Below are 13,392 nucleotides of genomic sequence, written 5' to 3' on the forward strand. Positions count from 1 at the left end.
TAGCGGACAGCCTCGGCTTGATCGGCAAGCCGGCGGCCGGAGCAGTTGGAGGATCCGATCATGCTGACGATGTATTCCACTCCCTGGTGCGGCTACTGCCACCGGCTGAAGTCGCAGCTCGACCGGGAAGGCATCGGGTATGAGGTGGTCGACATCGAGCAGGACCCGAAGGCCGCGGACTTCGTGATGAGCGTCAACGGCGGCAACCAGACGGTGCCGACGCTGCGTTTCGACGACGGCAGCGCCCTGACCAACCCGTCGATCACGCAGGTCAAGCAGCACCTGGCGACGCTGGGTGCCTGACTGACCGGCCGGCGCACCTCGACGAACGGCCGCCCAGCGGGGCGGCCGTTCGTCGTGTCCGACATCCGTCAACGCCGGAACGGCCGGCGGGCGACCGCGGTCACCGAACCGTCGATACCGGCGTCGAGCGGGTGGCGTGGCCCCGGCAGGGCCGGGGGTGGAGGTGTCGCGCCGCCGGACGGGGCGCTGAGGTGCCGACCGCGCCACAGGTAGCCGCCGGCGGCCAGGGTGGCCACCCCGACCAGGACGAACAGGGCCCGGTAGTCCAGGACGCCGACCAGCAGCGCGCCCGCACCGATGGAGATTGCCTGCGGCCCGCTGACCAACGCCTGAGTGGCGGCGGCCACCCGTCCGACGAGGGCGGTCGGGGTACGCCGCTGGATCAGGGTGTGCAGACCCACCATCGTCAGCGGCAGCGAGACGCCGGCCAGCAGCACCGCCCCGAACCCGAGTGGCAGTTCGGGGTACGCGAGGGCGAGCGCGGCCGGGGAGAAGAACGCCACGCCGGCGGCGAGCGTGCCGACCTCGCCGAGTCGCCGGACCAGGGCCGGTGAGCAGAGCCCGCCGCACAACCCGCCGACGCCCTGCACCATCACCAGCACGCCCACGAACGCGGCGTCCCGGTCCAACCCCTGGTCGACGTACGCGAAGATCAACGATTCGCTGAAGCCCATCACCAGCGACCCGAGTCCGTAGCCGACCAGGGCCCGGCGCAGCGCCGGCTCACCGGTCAGGTGACGCAGGCCGGCACCCAGCTCGGCGGGCCAACGCAGCCGTACCGTGGGCGAGGGCTGGGCCGGGCTCGGCACCGCGGTCACCACCACCGCGGCGGTCACGAAGCCGACCATGCCGATGCCGGCCAGCGCCCACCCGCCGAGCGCCGCGTAGAGCGCCGCGCCGACCAGCGGGCCGACCAGCCGCAACCCCTGGCGTACGGTCTGCAGCACGCCGTTCGCGTCGGCCAGCAGTTCCACCGGCACCAGTTGCCGGAGCAGCCCGCTGAGCGCCGCGCCGAGCGTGATGGACGAGAGCCCGTACAGGCCGGCGACCAGGTAGACCAGCCAGACGTCACCCGCGTCGCGGACGGTGAACAGCGGCGCGAGCAGTACGGCGGTGACCACGTTCGCGGTCACGAAGAAGGGTCGGCGCGGGTACCGGTCGACGAACCACCCGACGAGTGGCGCCATCGTCATCGGCGCGACGACGGCGAAGATGATGCCGCCGGCGAGCCCGTTGGAGCCGGTCAGGTCCTTGACCCAGATGGCGAGCGCGAGCAGCAGAATCGACTCGGCGGTCATGCTGGCCAGCAGGCCGCCGAAGAGCAGGCGGAAGTCGGGTCGGCGCAGGACGGTGCGCATGGGGTCCCTCCGGCAAGGTGGCGTGCCCGGCTGGGCGCGGTCGACGAGGCTGGGACCGCGGGTCCGTCATCGTCCGGCGTACCCGTGGTCCATTTTTGGCAAGACACGCCCCCGCCGGAACCTCCGACACCGGTCGCGCCGTCCATACTGGCCGTGGGGGGCGAATTTCATACAGTTACCGTCGCGTCTGCGGCGGACGACGGGAAAGAGGACACTGTGCCTCCTGCCGCACCCAGCCCAATCATGCGTCGCCGACGGTTGGGCATCGAACTGCGCAGCCTGCGCGAGAGCGCGGGCCTCACCGGCGACCAGGTCATCGAACGGATCGGTTGGGCGTCCGCGTCCAAACTGTCCCGCCTCGAGAACGGCCGCAGTAGACCGGACCCGCAGGACGTGAGCGTCCTGCTGGACCTGTACGGCGCCGACGCCGCCGCGCGCGAGGAGTTGCTCGGGATCGCCGGTGAGGCCGGCGACATGCGCGGCTGGTTGAAGAACTTTCCGGTGATGACGCAGCAGCAGCGCAGCTGGGCCGAGTTGGAGGCGGGCTGCGCGGAGATCTCCGAGTACAACCCGGTGCTGGTGCCGGGCCTGCTGCAGACGGCGGGGTACGCGCGGGTCCGGCTCCAGTCGGCCCGTCGAGTGAGCGAGCGGGCCGGCGAGCAGGAGCCGGCCGACGAGTTGGAGACCGAGGTGAAGGCGCGGTTGGCCCGTCAGACGCTGCTGACGCGGGAGCCGCACGCGCCGACCTACACCGCCGTGCTGGAGGAGGCCGCCCTCGGTCGCCGGTCCGGACCGCCCGAGGTGCTGCACGAACAGTTGCACCAGCTCTGCGAGTTGGCCCTGCTGCCGAACGTGACGCTGCACGTGCTGCCCCGGGACGTTCAGGTAGGAGATTGGTACCTTCCGCCGACCGCCTTCTCCCTCTATCGGTTCGCCGATCCACTCGATCCGGAGACATTGGCCATCGAAGGGGGGTTCACCGACGTCATGTCGACCGAGTCAATCACGCTAAATCGCTATAAAGTGGTGTTCGAGTGGCTATGCACGGCGGCACTAGACGCTTCGGACACCCTCTCCTGGCTGATCGAGGCGACGGGACGGCTGACCGGGGCGGCACCCGCATCCACAGTGGCGTTCGGGCCGGCAACGGCGCCGACCCAACGCCGCCGTGATTCGGGGCGGCTGACGGACCGGTGATCCACGGGGGACCCTCCGTCGGGGCGTGCGGCACCACTCGTCCCATCGGATCGGTTCACATCAGGAGCAGAACCATGAACGACATCCACCACACGCCGTCCGTCTCCGCCAGCCTGGCGGACGCCCCGTGGCGTACCAGCACACGTAGCCAGACCTCCAACTGCGTGGAGGTCGCGCCGCTGGGCACCGGCCCGTCGGCGGTCGCGCTGCGCGACAGCAAGGACCGGGGTGGCCCGGTGCTGCTGTTCAACCGGGCCGGCTGGCTCGGCTTCATCGCTGGGGCGAAGACGGGCCAGTTCGATCTGAACTGATCCTCCACCGTGGGCGGGGCCGTCGGCACAGTGCCGGCGGCCCCGTTGTCGTGTCCGCCGACGGCCCCGCTGACCAGGCATCCGCCGATCGGACGACGCTCGGAACCAATAGGCGCGTTTCACTTGCTGGGACGGACACGCGGCGTAACATGACCCACGAGAACGTGGAACTTCCACACACCGGCTCATCCGTCGCGGTTCATCCGGAGACCCTTATGCGGTTCCTGATCGTTCGCACCGACATCCGTACCGTCGCCGACGGCGACATCGCCGCCGCCTGGGCGGACGGCCACCGCCTCCGCGACGAGACGACCACGCCCGAGCCGCGCCGGCAGACCGTGCACGCCGAAGACCGGGACGCCGCGCTGCTGCTGGCCCGGGCCCTGTCCACCGTCGGCGCGGTACGGGCCGGCAAACAACGGGTCAAGGTCCTGCCGCTCAGCGAGCCGCAGCCCGTGTTCCGGCGCAGACCCGGCCGCACCGGCACCTGACCCACCAGACGTCCGTCGTGGTCGGCTCGGCTCCCCCGCCGCGTCATACCGCTCCCACCGACCACGGCGGCCCGTGTTCCCGGCTCGTGACCGTCGCGGCAACGGCGGCCACGGGCCGGGACCGTGCTCAGCGCCCGGCGTCCACCCAACCGTCCAGCCAGCGGTGGATGAGGAACAACGCGATCGACGACGGCGGCGGCAGGATCAGCCGGGCGCCGTCCCCCACGTCCACGGCCTTCCCGGCGCAGGCGGCCCCGATCTCCTCGCGCGTGAACCACCGGGCGTACGCGATCTCCGACGGGTCGACCCGTACCGGGTCCGCGGGGTCGGCGGTGGCCAGGAAGCCCAGCATCAGCGAGCCCGGGAACGGCCAGGCCTGGCTGCCGACGTACCCGATCCGTTCGACCGCGATGCCCACCTCCTCGCGGACCTCGCGCAGCACGGCGGCCTCCGCCGACTCCCCCGGCTCGACGTAGCCGGCCAGGCAGGAGTAGCGCCGCCCGCCCGGGGTGCCCGGCCAGCCGGCGTTGTTGCCGAGCAGGCAGCGACCCTCGGCGCCGTCGACGCCGTCGTGCACCAGCACGATCATCGCCGGGTCGGTGCGCGGCCAGATCCGCCCGCCGTTGCGATCCACCCGCGACCAGCCGGCCTCGTCCATCACCGTGGGCGCGCCGGTCGCCGTGGAGTAGCCGTGCCGGGTGTGCCAGTTCAGCAACGCGAGCGCGGTGGTGAAGATGCCGGCCTCCCGGTCACCGAGCAGGTGGCCCACCTCCCGCAGGTTGACCGCCCGGGTGCCGGGCAGCGCCGGCAACGGGGCGTCGACCGCGAACACCGGCACCCCGTCCGGCTCCACACCGAGGAACATCGCCGTCGACTCCGCGCCGGCCGGCGCGTCGGCCGCGCCGAACAGCACCAGCGTCGGGGGCGACACGTCGGTACGCGCCAGCGTCCGCCCGTCGTCGGTCGAATCAAGCAGGAGCACCCGGCCGCGCAGCCACGCCTCGGTCAGCCACTGCGCGTCACCCCGGCGGTGCGCGGCCCGATCCAGCGTCGAGCGCGCCAGCGGCGGCGCGGCCTCGCCGCTCACGGCTGCACCGGCTCGGTGTGCACGGGCGTCAGAGCGGCCAGCCCCGGGGCGATCCGCTCGGCATCACCGAGTACGACGACCACCGCCCTGGCGGGCGCGAGGTAGCGGGCGGCGGCGTGGGCAACGTCGTCGACGGTCGCCTTCGCGAGCCGGGCCGCGTACTCGGCGAGGAAGTCCAGGCGCAGGCCGTTGCCGGCATACGCGCTGGTCAGCGCGGCCAGACCGGCCTGCGTGGACATACCGAGCTGGAGGGTGCCCAGCGCGTACTGGCGGGCCTGCTCCAACTCCTCGGGCTTCGGCGGCAGCGAGGCCAGCCGACCCAGCTCGTACGTGGTCTCCAGCAGCGCCGGACCGGTGACCTCGGTGGCCACCTCGGCCCCGGCGACCAGCACCGATCCGGCCACCGAGTGCTCGATCACCGAGTGCGGGCCGTACGTGTAGCCCTTGTCCTCGCGGATGTTCTCCACCCAGCGGGACGAGAAGTAGCCGCCGAAGATCAGGTTGGCCAGTTGCAGCGGGGCGTGGTCGGGGTCGGTGCGCGGCACGGCGGGCAGCGCGACACGCAGCGAGGACTGCACCGAACCGGGCCGGTCGACGAGCAGCAGCGGCCCCGGTTCCAGCGGCGGGGTGGCCGGCAGGGTGGCCGTACGCCCGGCCCCGGTCCACCCGGAGAGCGCCCGCTCCACCGCGTCCAGTGCCTTCTCCGGCTGCACGTCGCCGACCACCACCAGCTGCGCCCCGGCGGGGTGCACCCGCTCGGCGTGCAGGCTGCGCAGCGCCGCCGGTCGGACCGCACGGAGCTGGGCCGGCTCCGGGGTCTGGGTGGCGTACGGGTGCCGCCCGTAGATCCTCTTCAGGAGCGCTTCGCGGGCCAGGTGCGACGGCTGGCTCTGCGCCACCTGGATCCGGTCGATGAGCCGGTCCCGTTCGGCGGCCACCTCGTCGTTCGGATAGCTCGCGCCGGTCAGCACCTCGGCCAGCAGCTCCAGCATCCGGTCCAGGCCGGTGACCAGCGCCGCACCGGAGATCATCAGCCGGTCCGGGTCGACGCCCGCGGAGAGACCGCCGCCCACCTTCTGCAGCTCGGCGGCGAGCTGCACGCTGGTCATCGACTCGGTGCCGGAGAGCATGGTCTGCGAGAGCATCGCGCCGCGCGCGAGGTGGGCGCGGCCGAACGGCACCCAGAGCCGCAGCTCCACCAGAGGTACCGCGGGCCGGCGTACCGCGATGACGGTGAGCCCGTTGCCCAGCGTGCGCTCGGCCTCCTTGGGCACCTTCAGCTTGCGGGTCGGACCGAGCGGGGGCAGCGTACGCGGCCCGACGGGAGCGGTGGTGGTCATCGGGCTCCTCCGGGGATGACCTCGACCGACGCGCGGCGCTCGGGGCGCAGGGCGGCCGCGGCGGCCCGGACCTGCTCCTCGGTGACGTCGCCGACCAGTCGGGGCAGGTCGTTGAGCAGGCCCGGCTCGCCGCGTTGCTGCTCGAGGACGGCCATCCGCAGCGCCCGGCCGAGCACGGCGTCGGTGTCGCGGAGCAGGTGGGTGGCCATCCGCGCCTGGGTGCGGGCCAGCTCGCCGTCGGTCAGCCCGTCGGTGGCCAGCCGGTCCAGCTCCTCGTCGACGGTGCGCAGCACCTTGTCCACGTCGCCGCCGGGCGGCAGGTGCGCCTGCAACAGCAGCGCCGTGGGGTCGCGCACGTCGAACGGGTCCCCCATGAAGCCGAGGTAGCCGCCCAGGCTGGTCACCGTGCGGTCGCGCTGCACGAGGCGTTCGACCAGACGGGACGCGTCGCCGTCGGTGAGCACCTCGGCCAGCACCACGTACGGCAGGTAGCCGGCGAAGTCGCCGACCGGGTCGGGCACCCGCCACGCGCCGGCAACCGCCGGCAACGGCGCCAGCGCGTCGGTGTACGAGCTGCGCCGCTCGGCGGTCAGGTCGGGCTCGGTGAAGTCGGGTCGCCGTGGCGCGGGACGGGCCGGCACGTCACCGAAGTGCCGGGTGACCAACTCGGTCGCCTCGGCCACGTCGATGTCCCCGCTGACGGCCAGGACCGCGTTGCCGCTGGCGTAGTAGTGGCGGAAGAAGTCGGCGGCGTCGGCGACGGTGGCCGACTCCAGGTCGTCGAAGGAACCGTAGCCGTCGTGTGCGTTCGGGAACGTGTCGAACATGACCGGCGGCAGGGTCAACCAGGGGAAGCCACCGTACGGCCGGCTGAGCACGTTGACCCGGATCTCCTCCTTCACGACGTCGACCTGGTTGCGCAGGTTCTCCTCGGTCAGTCGGGGCGCCCGCATCCGGTCCGCCTCCAGGAACAACGCGCGTTCCAGCGCGTTGCTCGGCAGCGTCTCGAAGTAGTCGGTGTAGTCCAGGTGGGTGGAGCCGTTGAAGGTGCCACCGGCGCCCTGGACGTGCCGGAAGTGGGCCAGCTTCTCCAGGTTCTCCGAGCCCTGGAACATCAGGTGCTCGAAGAGGTGGGCGAAGCCCGTCCGCCCCTGGGGTTCGGAGCGGATGCCGACGTCGTAGACCACCGCCACCCCGATCACCGGGGCACTGCGATCGGGGGTGAGGACCACCCGCAGGCCGTTGTCGAGGGTGAACCGCTCGACCGGATACTTCGTCGCTGGAATTCTGGATCTCCGCGCCGCCACGGGATCGACCCTAGCGCGTCGCAACCCCCGCCACCGGCGACCTCCGCGGAGCCACCGTCACCCGCGCGGCGAGCCGGGACGGCCGACGACGGCGAGCGGCCACCAGATGCCCTTCGAGCCTCCCGAACGCCGCGAGTTAACCCAGCAAGACAGTAGGAAATGCCGACATAACTGAGACGCCCTATCCCGGTATGTGAATCGCCCTTGACGCTGCCCACGGCCTGGCCCACTCTTCCTACCAACTAAGTAGGAATACTGCGGATTGGATGGACGATGAGACGTCTTCCCCTGCGCCGATTGGTCACCCTGGCCGCCCTCACCGCCCTCGGCGCGGCGACCCTGGGCAGCACCGCCGCGTGCGGCGACGACAGCGAGGGCGCGGGGGGCGGCTCCGGCCCGGTGACCCTGCGGCTCGGCTACTTCCCCAACATCACCCACGCGCCGGCCGTCGTCGGCGTGGAGAAGGGCATCTTCGCCGAGAAGCTCGGCGCCGACGTCAAGCTGGAGCCGAAGACCTTCAACGCCGGCCCGGCCGCCATCGAGGCCGTCTTCTCCGGCGCGCTGGACGCGACCTACATCGGCCCGAACCCCACCGTCAACGCGTTCTCCAAGTCCAGGGGCGAGGCGGTCCGGGTCGTCTCGGGCGCGGCCTCCGGCGGCGTGGCACTGGTGGTCAAGCCCGGCATCAACGGCCCGCAGGACCTCAGGGGCAAGAAGGTCGCCACCCCGCAGCTCGGCAACACCCAGGACGTGGCCGTCCGCTACTGGCTCAAGCAGCAGGGGCTGACCACCACCAAGGAGGGCGGCGGCGACGTGAAGATCGTGCCGCAGGAGAACGCCCAGACGGTGGAGACGTTCACCAGCGGCGCGATCGACGCCGCCTGGGTGCCCGAGCCGTTCGTGTCCCGACTGGTCAACGCCGGCGGCAAGGTGCTCGTCGACGAGCGGGACCTCTGGCCGGACAAGAAGTTCGTCATCACCAACCTGCTGGTCAGCACCAAGTTCCTCAAGGCACATCCGGATGTCGTGCAGAAGCTTGTCGACGGCCAGGTCGCCGCGAACGAGTTCGTCAACAGCAAGCCGGACGAGGCCCAGCAGGCCATCTCCGACGCGATCGGCAAGATCACCGGTAAGCCGCTGGACCTCAAGCTGATCAAGCAGGCGTGGCCGACGTTGGAGTTCACCAACGACCCGATCGCCACCTCGCTGAAGACCGGGCTCGACCACGCCGTCGAGGTCAAGCTCACCGAGCCCGTCGACCTCAAGGGACTGTACGACCTGACGTACCTCAACAAGGCGCTCAAGGCGGCCGGCAAGCCCGAGGTCACGCAGCCATGACGTCGACCACGACGACGCCGCAGAGCGCGACCACCGCGGTCGCGCTCTCCGGCGTGACCAAGGTGTACGGGCGCGGGGCGAGCGCCGTACTGGCCCTGGACGGGGTCTCCCTCGACGTCGCCCCGGGCGAGTTCGTCTGTCTCGTCGGCGCCTCCGGGTGCGGCAAGAGCACGCTGCTCAACCTGGTCGCAGGTCTGGACCGGCCCAGCGGCGGCGAGATCGGCATCGCCGGCGGCGCCGACCCGGGCCTGATGTTCCAGGAGCCGGCGCTGTTCCCCTGGCTGACCGTCGAGGCCAACGTGGAGGTGCCGCTGAAGCTGCGCGGCCTCTCCCGCGCCGAACGCCGCGACCGGGTGGCCCAGTTGCTGCGCACGGTGCACCTGTCCGAGTTCGGCCGCAAGCGTCCGCACGAACTGTCCGGCGGGATGCGCCAGCGGGTCGCGCTGGCCCGCACCCTGGCCCTGGACACGCCGGTGCTGCTGATGGACGAGCCGTTCGGCGCGCTGGACGCGATGACCCGCGACATCCTGCACGACGAGCTGGAACGCATCTGGTCCGAACGCCGGCTCTCGGTCCTGTTCGTCACGCACAACGTCCGCGAGGCCGCCCGGCTGGCCGACCGCATCATCCTGCTCTCCAGCCGCCCCGGCCGGATCATCTACTCCACCGAGGTGGACATCCCCCGGCCCCGCCGGATCGACTCTCCCGAGGTCGCCGCGATCGCCGCCGAGGTCACCGAACGACTTCGTACGGAGGTGGGCCGCCATGGCCAGTGACACTCTCACCAGCACGGCGCGTACCGACGCGGAGATCACCGGCCTGGACGCGCTGGAGATCGCCGGCCGGGAGAAGGAGGTCTCCCGGGGCGCCCGGCTCTGGGCGGCCACCTGGCCCAAGCTGGCCGCGCTGACCATCGCCATCCTGGCCTGGCAGCTCGTGGTCCTCTCCGGCTGGAAGCCGCCGTACTCCCTGCCCGGCCCGCTGGTCGTCGGCCGGGAGCTGGTCGCCCAGGCCCAGGGCCCGCAGCTCTGGGAGGGCCTGGTCACCACGCTGCGCCGGGCCGCCGTCGGGTACGTCTTCTCGGTCGCCGTCGGCCTGCTGCTGGGCCTCGCGGTGGCCCGCTCGAAGGTGCTGCGCGCGGCCATCGGCTCGATGATCACCGCGTTGCAGACCATGCCGTCGATCGCCTGGTTCCCGCTGGCCATCCTGCTGTTCGAGCTGAGCGAGAAGGCGATCTTCTTCGTGGTGGTGCTCGGCGCGGCGCCGTCCATCGCCAACGGCGTGATCTCCGGCGTGGACTACGTGCCACCGCTGTTGCTGCGCGCCGGCCGCAACCTGGGCGCGCGCGGGCTCAACCTCTACCGGTACGTGATCGCGCCGGCCGCGCTGCCGGCGATCGTCGCCGGACTCAAGCAGGGTTGGGCGTTCTCCTGGCGGAGTCTGATGGCCGGCGAGCTGATCGTGGTCGGCATCTCGCAGACCTCGCTCGGCGCTCAGCTCACCTACTCCCGGGAACTGTCCGACGCGCCGTGGCTGCTCTCCACGATGATCGTCATCCTGGTGCTCGGCCTGGTCGTGGACGCGGCGTTCGGCGCGGCCGACAAGGCGATCCGCCGTCGTTGGGGCGTACTGGACCAGGCCGGTCAGTGACGTGTACGTCTCCGCGCGCAGCGACTACGCGCTCCGGGCGATGCTCGCCGTCGCCGCCGCCGCACCGGGTGGCGACGGCGACGGCGAGCTGGTCAAGGCCGGCAGCCTGGCCGAGGTGCAGGACATCCCGCTCAGCTTCCTTCAGGGCATCCTGCTCGACCTGCGCCGAGCCGGCCTGCTGCACAGTCATCGCGGCGCCGATGGTGGGTACGCGCTGACCCGACCGGCAACCGAGATCACCATCGGGGACGTGCTGCGCGCGGTCGGCGGGTCACTGACCACCGTGCGCGGCCTGCCGGCCGAGCGGGCCGGCTACCACGGGGTGGCCGCCGGGCTCACCGACGTCTGGCTGGCGGTGCACGGGGCGATCGCCACCGTGGTCGACAGCACCACCCTCTCGGATCTGCTGGCCGACAACTAGCCCCGCGATCTTGCACTTTTTGCGGCGACAAAGGTGACTTATCACCGCAAGTCGACGACCGAAACTGCAAGATCGACGAGCTGGGGCGCACGAGGTGGGCGCGCGAGGTGGGCGCGCACGTTGGCGCGGTGGCGGTGTGGTCGGGCCGGTGCCCCGCCGGCCCGACCACACCTCGTACCGATCCCCACCGCGCCTGCCCCTCCGCCGGCGACGGTCGGCCGGTCGCTGCTCAGCCCCGGTGCTCGACCGTCGGGCCGGAGCCCGGGTCGCCAGGACTGCGCAGCTCCACCAGGCCGGCGGGAGCGTTGCCCGCCGTGGTGGCATGCCAGGGGCCGAAGGCCGCGACCATGGCGAGGAGCAACCCGGCGAGCCCTACCGCGACCACCAGGATCAGTTCACGCAGCGCCCCCGAGCCGGCTTCGCCCGCCATGGCCGCTCCTCCCCGTGCCGGGTCCCCCGCCCGGCTCCCCCCGCAGGTCAGCTTCGACCACCGTGGAGCAGGGCACAGTCGGCCAGCCGACCCAATGGAGGCTGATTACCGATTCAGCCGAACGGTCAACCGGCGGCGAAAACGAACCGACCCGCCCCGCCGGAGCGGAACGGGTCGGTGCTGTGCGAAGCGGATCAGACCGTACGCGGGCGGCGCGGACGGCGGGACCGGCCAGACGCGCGGTGCGCGGAGCGGGGTGCGCCGTCCGTGGCCGAGCCACCCGCGGCCCGACCCCGGGTGGCCGCCACCTGCGGGGCGGCGATGGTGACCGGCACGCCGGAGGGCTCACGGGCCCCGGTGACCCGGGCCAGCGCCTCGTCACCCGGGCGCACCTGGACCGACTGCGGGCGGATGCCGGCGGTGGCCATCAGCCGGGACACGTCGCGGCGCTGCTCGGGCAGGACCAGCGTCACCACCGAGCCGGACTCACCGGCGCGGGCCGTCCGGCCACCCCGGTGCAGGTAGTCCTTCGCCTCGGTCGGCGGGTCCACGTTGACGACCATGTCGAGGCCGTCCACGTGGATGCCCCGGGCCGCCACGTCGGTGGCGACCAGCGCGGTCACCTGACCGTTGCGGAATTGCTCCAGGATGCGGGTGCGCTGCGGCTGGGACTTGCCGCCGTGCAGCGCGGCGACGCGTACCCCCTTGGAAAGCAACTGACGGGCGAGCCGGTCGGCGCGGTGCTTGGTGCCCATGAACAGGATGGTGCGGCCCTCCCGGGCCGCGATCCGGGCCAGCGCGTCGGGCTTGTCGAGCGCGTCGACGTGCAGCACGTGGTGGGTCATCGCGGTGACCGTGGCGGTGCCCGGGTCGACCGAGTGGGTCACCGGGTTGCTGAGGAACCGGCGGACCAGCCGGTCGACGCCGCCGTCCAGGGTGGCGGAGAAGAGCATCCGCTGCCCCCGCGGGGCGACCTGCTCCAACAGCTTGGTCACCTGCGGCAGGAAGCCCATGTCGGCCATCTGGTCGGCCTCGTCCAGCACGGTGATCTCCACCTGGTCGAGCCGGACGTCGCCGCGGTTGATCAGGTCGTGCAGCCGACCGGGGGTCGCCACGACCACCTCGGCGCCGGCACGCAGCGTGTCCGCCTGACGCTGCAACGACAGTCCGCCGACGACGGTGGCGCAGCGCAGCCCGACGGCGCGGGCGTACGGGGACAGCGCGGTGGTCACCTGCTGGGCCAACTCACGGGTCGGCACCAGCACCAGGGCCAGCGGACGACCCGGTCGGGCCTTGCGGCCGGCGGTACGGGAGAGCAGGGGAAGCCCGAAGGCGAGCGTCTTTCCGGAGCCGGTGCGACCCCGACCGAGCACGTCCCGGCCGGCGAGCGAGTCGGGCAGCGTGGCCGACTGGATCGGGAACGGCTCGGTGATGCCCTGCGCGGTCAGCGCGCTCAGCAGCGCCGGGGCCAGACCGGTATGGGCAAAAGACGGAATAACTGTGGTCACGCAGAAGCCTTCCTCGACGCGGCACGTGTCGAGGGAGGGTGCCGAACTCGGCACTGTGTCAACCGGCGACGCAAGGCCGCCAGGACTCACAAGCACGAACCGATTGGAGTACGGGCCGGCCCGCCGCCGGGCCGGCGCCTGCGAAGGCAGGCGGCGGCGGGGCGGGCCGGTCCCGTCACCGTCACACCCGGAGGGCGCGACAGGTAATGCTGACCGATCCGAAGATCAGAGCGGGCGGATGTTCTCCGCCTGCGGGCCCTTCTGGCCCTGGGTCACCTCGAACTCGACCCGCTGGTTCTCGTCCAGGCTCCGGTAGCCGGAGGACTGGATCGCCGAGAAGTGGGCGAAGACGTCAGCGCCGCCGCCGTCCGGGGTGATGAAGCCGAAGCCCTTGTCAGCGTTGAACCACTTCACGGTGCCAATAGCCATGTGTTTCGTCTCCTTGACGGAACGTCGAGCCCGCACCTGTTGCGGACTCGAAGAGGAGCGCTCCGCGCGGGAATGCGCGAATCGCCTGTCGCTTCTGGTCGCCCCGCCCGGAGAACTCCGGACACAACAAAGAGCGCCTGGGGCCACAATCCCGCCAGGCGCACACAGAGTCTCTGGTAACCAAAACTGCAACCCGATCAACGTACCACGGATTTTCCCGTC

Annotated in this window: 15 protein-coding genes; 8 read left to right on the top strand and 7 right to left on the bottom strand. The window is 71.8% G+C overall.

Annotated elements, in window-relative coordinates; all coding sequences use genetic code 11:
* Positions 1-60: 60 nt before the first annotated feature.
* Positions 61-303: a mycoredoxin gene (locus ACN263_RS25225; RefSeq protein WP_355050572.1), complete on the top strand. Its 243-nt coding sequence runs from the start codon at positions 61-63 to the stop codon at positions 301-303.
* Positions 304-371: 68 nt separating this feature from the next.
* Here ACN263_RS25225 and ACN263_RS25230 read toward each other — a convergent pair whose 3' ends face one another.
* Entirely contained in the window at positions 372-1,661 is a 1,290-nt protein-coding gene (locus tag ACN263_RS25230; RefSeq protein ID WP_422736783.1) for an MFS transporter, read from the bottom strand.
* A gap of 216 nt (positions 1,662-1,877) precedes the next feature.
* On the opposite strand from ACN263_RS25230, the gene ACN263_RS25235 reads away from it, so the two are divergent.
* From ACN263_RS25235 to ACN263_RS25245, 3 genes are all read left to right on the top strand, one after another.
* Positions 1,878-2,858, top strand: a complete 981-nt coding sequence (locus ACN263_RS25235) for a helix-turn-helix domain-containing protein (RefSeq protein ID WP_422736784.1) — start codon at positions 1,878-1,880, stop codon at positions 2,856-2,858.
* Between the two features lie 74 nt (positions 2,859-2,932).
* A complete protein-coding gene (locus tag ACN263_RS25240) occupies positions 2,933-3,169 on the top strand; it encodes a DUF397 domain-containing protein (RefSeq protein ID WP_422736785.1) in 237 nt (78 codons plus the stop codon).
* Positions 3,170-3,384: 215 nt separating this feature from the next.
* Positions 3,385-3,660: a hypothetical protein gene (locus tag ACN263_RS25245; RefSeq protein ID WP_422740821.1), complete on the top strand. Its 276-nt coding sequence runs from the start codon at positions 3,385-3,387 to the stop codon at positions 3,658-3,660.
* A gap of 127 nt (positions 3,661-3,787) precedes the next feature.
* On the opposite strand, the gene nudC is transcribed toward ACN263_RS25245, so the two are convergent.
* From nudC to ACN263_RS25260, 3 genes are read right to left on the bottom strand one after another with little or no spacing between them, the layout of a single operon-like run.
* Entirely contained in the window at positions 3,788-4,747 is a 960-nt protein-coding gene (nudC, locus tag ACN263_RS25250) for an NAD(+) diphosphatase (protein ID WP_422736786.1), read from the bottom strand.
* Entirely contained in the window at positions 4,744-6,087 is a 1,344-nt protein-coding gene (locus tag ACN263_RS25255; protein WP_422736787.1) for a M16 family metallopeptidase, read from the bottom strand. Before ACN263_RS25255 ends, nudC begins: the two co-directional genes overlap by 4 nt.
* The gene (locus ACN263_RS25260) at positions 6,084-7,394 is read right to left on the bottom strand and encodes a M16 family metallopeptidase (RefSeq protein WP_422736788.1); all 1,311 of its coding nucleotides are present in this window, start codon (positions 7,392-7,394) and stop codon (positions 6,084-6,086) included. Before ACN263_RS25260 ends, ACN263_RS25255 begins: the two co-directional genes overlap by 4 nt.
* Before the next feature lie 273 nt (positions 7,395-7,667).
* Between ACN263_RS25260 and ACN263_RS25265 the strand changes: the two genes are divergently transcribed.
* From ACN263_RS25265 to ACN263_RS25280, 4 genes are read left to right on the top strand one after another with little or no spacing between them, the layout of a single operon-like run.
* Positions 7,668-8,732 carry an ABC transporter substrate-binding protein gene (locus ACN263_RS25265; protein WP_422736789.1) on the top strand — a complete coding sequence of 355 codons (1,065 nt, stop codon included), beginning with the start codon at positions 7,668-7,670 and terminating at the stop codon, positions 8,730-8,732.
* The gene (locus ACN263_RS25270; RefSeq protein WP_422736790.1) at positions 8,729-9,508 is read left to right on the top strand and encodes an ABC transporter ATP-binding protein; all 780 of its coding nucleotides are present in this window, start codon (positions 8,729-8,731) and stop codon (positions 9,506-9,508) included. Before ACN263_RS25265 ends, ACN263_RS25270 begins: the two co-directional genes overlap by 4 nt.
* Positions 9,498-10,382 (top strand): ABC transporter permease, encoded by an 885-nt coding sequence (locus ACN263_RS25275; protein ID WP_422736791.1) that lies wholly within the window; start codon positions 9,498-9,500, stop codon positions 10,380-10,382. The genes ACN263_RS25270 and ACN263_RS25275 overlap by 11 nt, the downstream gene beginning before the upstream one ends.
* Before the next feature lies 1 nt (position 10,383).
* Positions 10,384-10,803: an RrF2 family transcriptional regulator gene (locus tag ACN263_RS25280; RefSeq protein ID WP_422736792.1), complete on the top strand. Its 420-nt coding sequence runs from the start codon at positions 10,384-10,386 to the stop codon at positions 10,801-10,803.
* A gap of 229 nt (positions 10,804-11,032) precedes the next feature.
* Here the strand turns inward: ACN263_RS25280 and ACN263_RS25285 are convergent, their stop codons facing one another.
* The 3 genes from ACN263_RS25285 to cspE all read right to left on the bottom strand — a co-directional run bounded on the left by ACN263_RS25285 (position 11,033) and on the right by cspE (position 13,170).
* Complete coding sequence (locus ACN263_RS25285) at positions 11,033-11,233, bottom strand: hypothetical protein (RefSeq protein WP_422736793.1); 201 nt, start codon at positions 11,231-11,233, stop codon at positions 11,033-11,035.
* 194 nt (positions 11,234-11,427) lie between these two features.
* Positions 11,428-12,741: a DEAD/DEAH box helicase gene (locus ACN263_RS25290; protein WP_422736794.1), complete on the bottom strand. Its 1,314-nt coding sequence runs from the start codon at positions 12,739-12,741 to the stop codon at positions 11,428-11,430.
* Positions 12,742-12,966: 225 nt separating this feature from the next.
* Positions 12,967-13,170, bottom strand: a complete 204-nt coding sequence (gene cspE / locus ACN263_RS25295; RefSeq protein WP_007464836.1) for a transcription antiterminator/RNA stability regulator CspE — start codon at positions 13,168-13,170, stop codon at positions 12,967-12,969.
* Positions 13,171-13,392 lie beyond the last annotated feature (222 nt).

Origin of the sequence: Micromonospora sp. WMMD729, assembly GCF_049315225.1 — a bacterium.
GTDB lineage: Bacteria > Actinomycetota > Actinomycetes > Mycobacteriales > Micromonosporaceae > Micromonospora.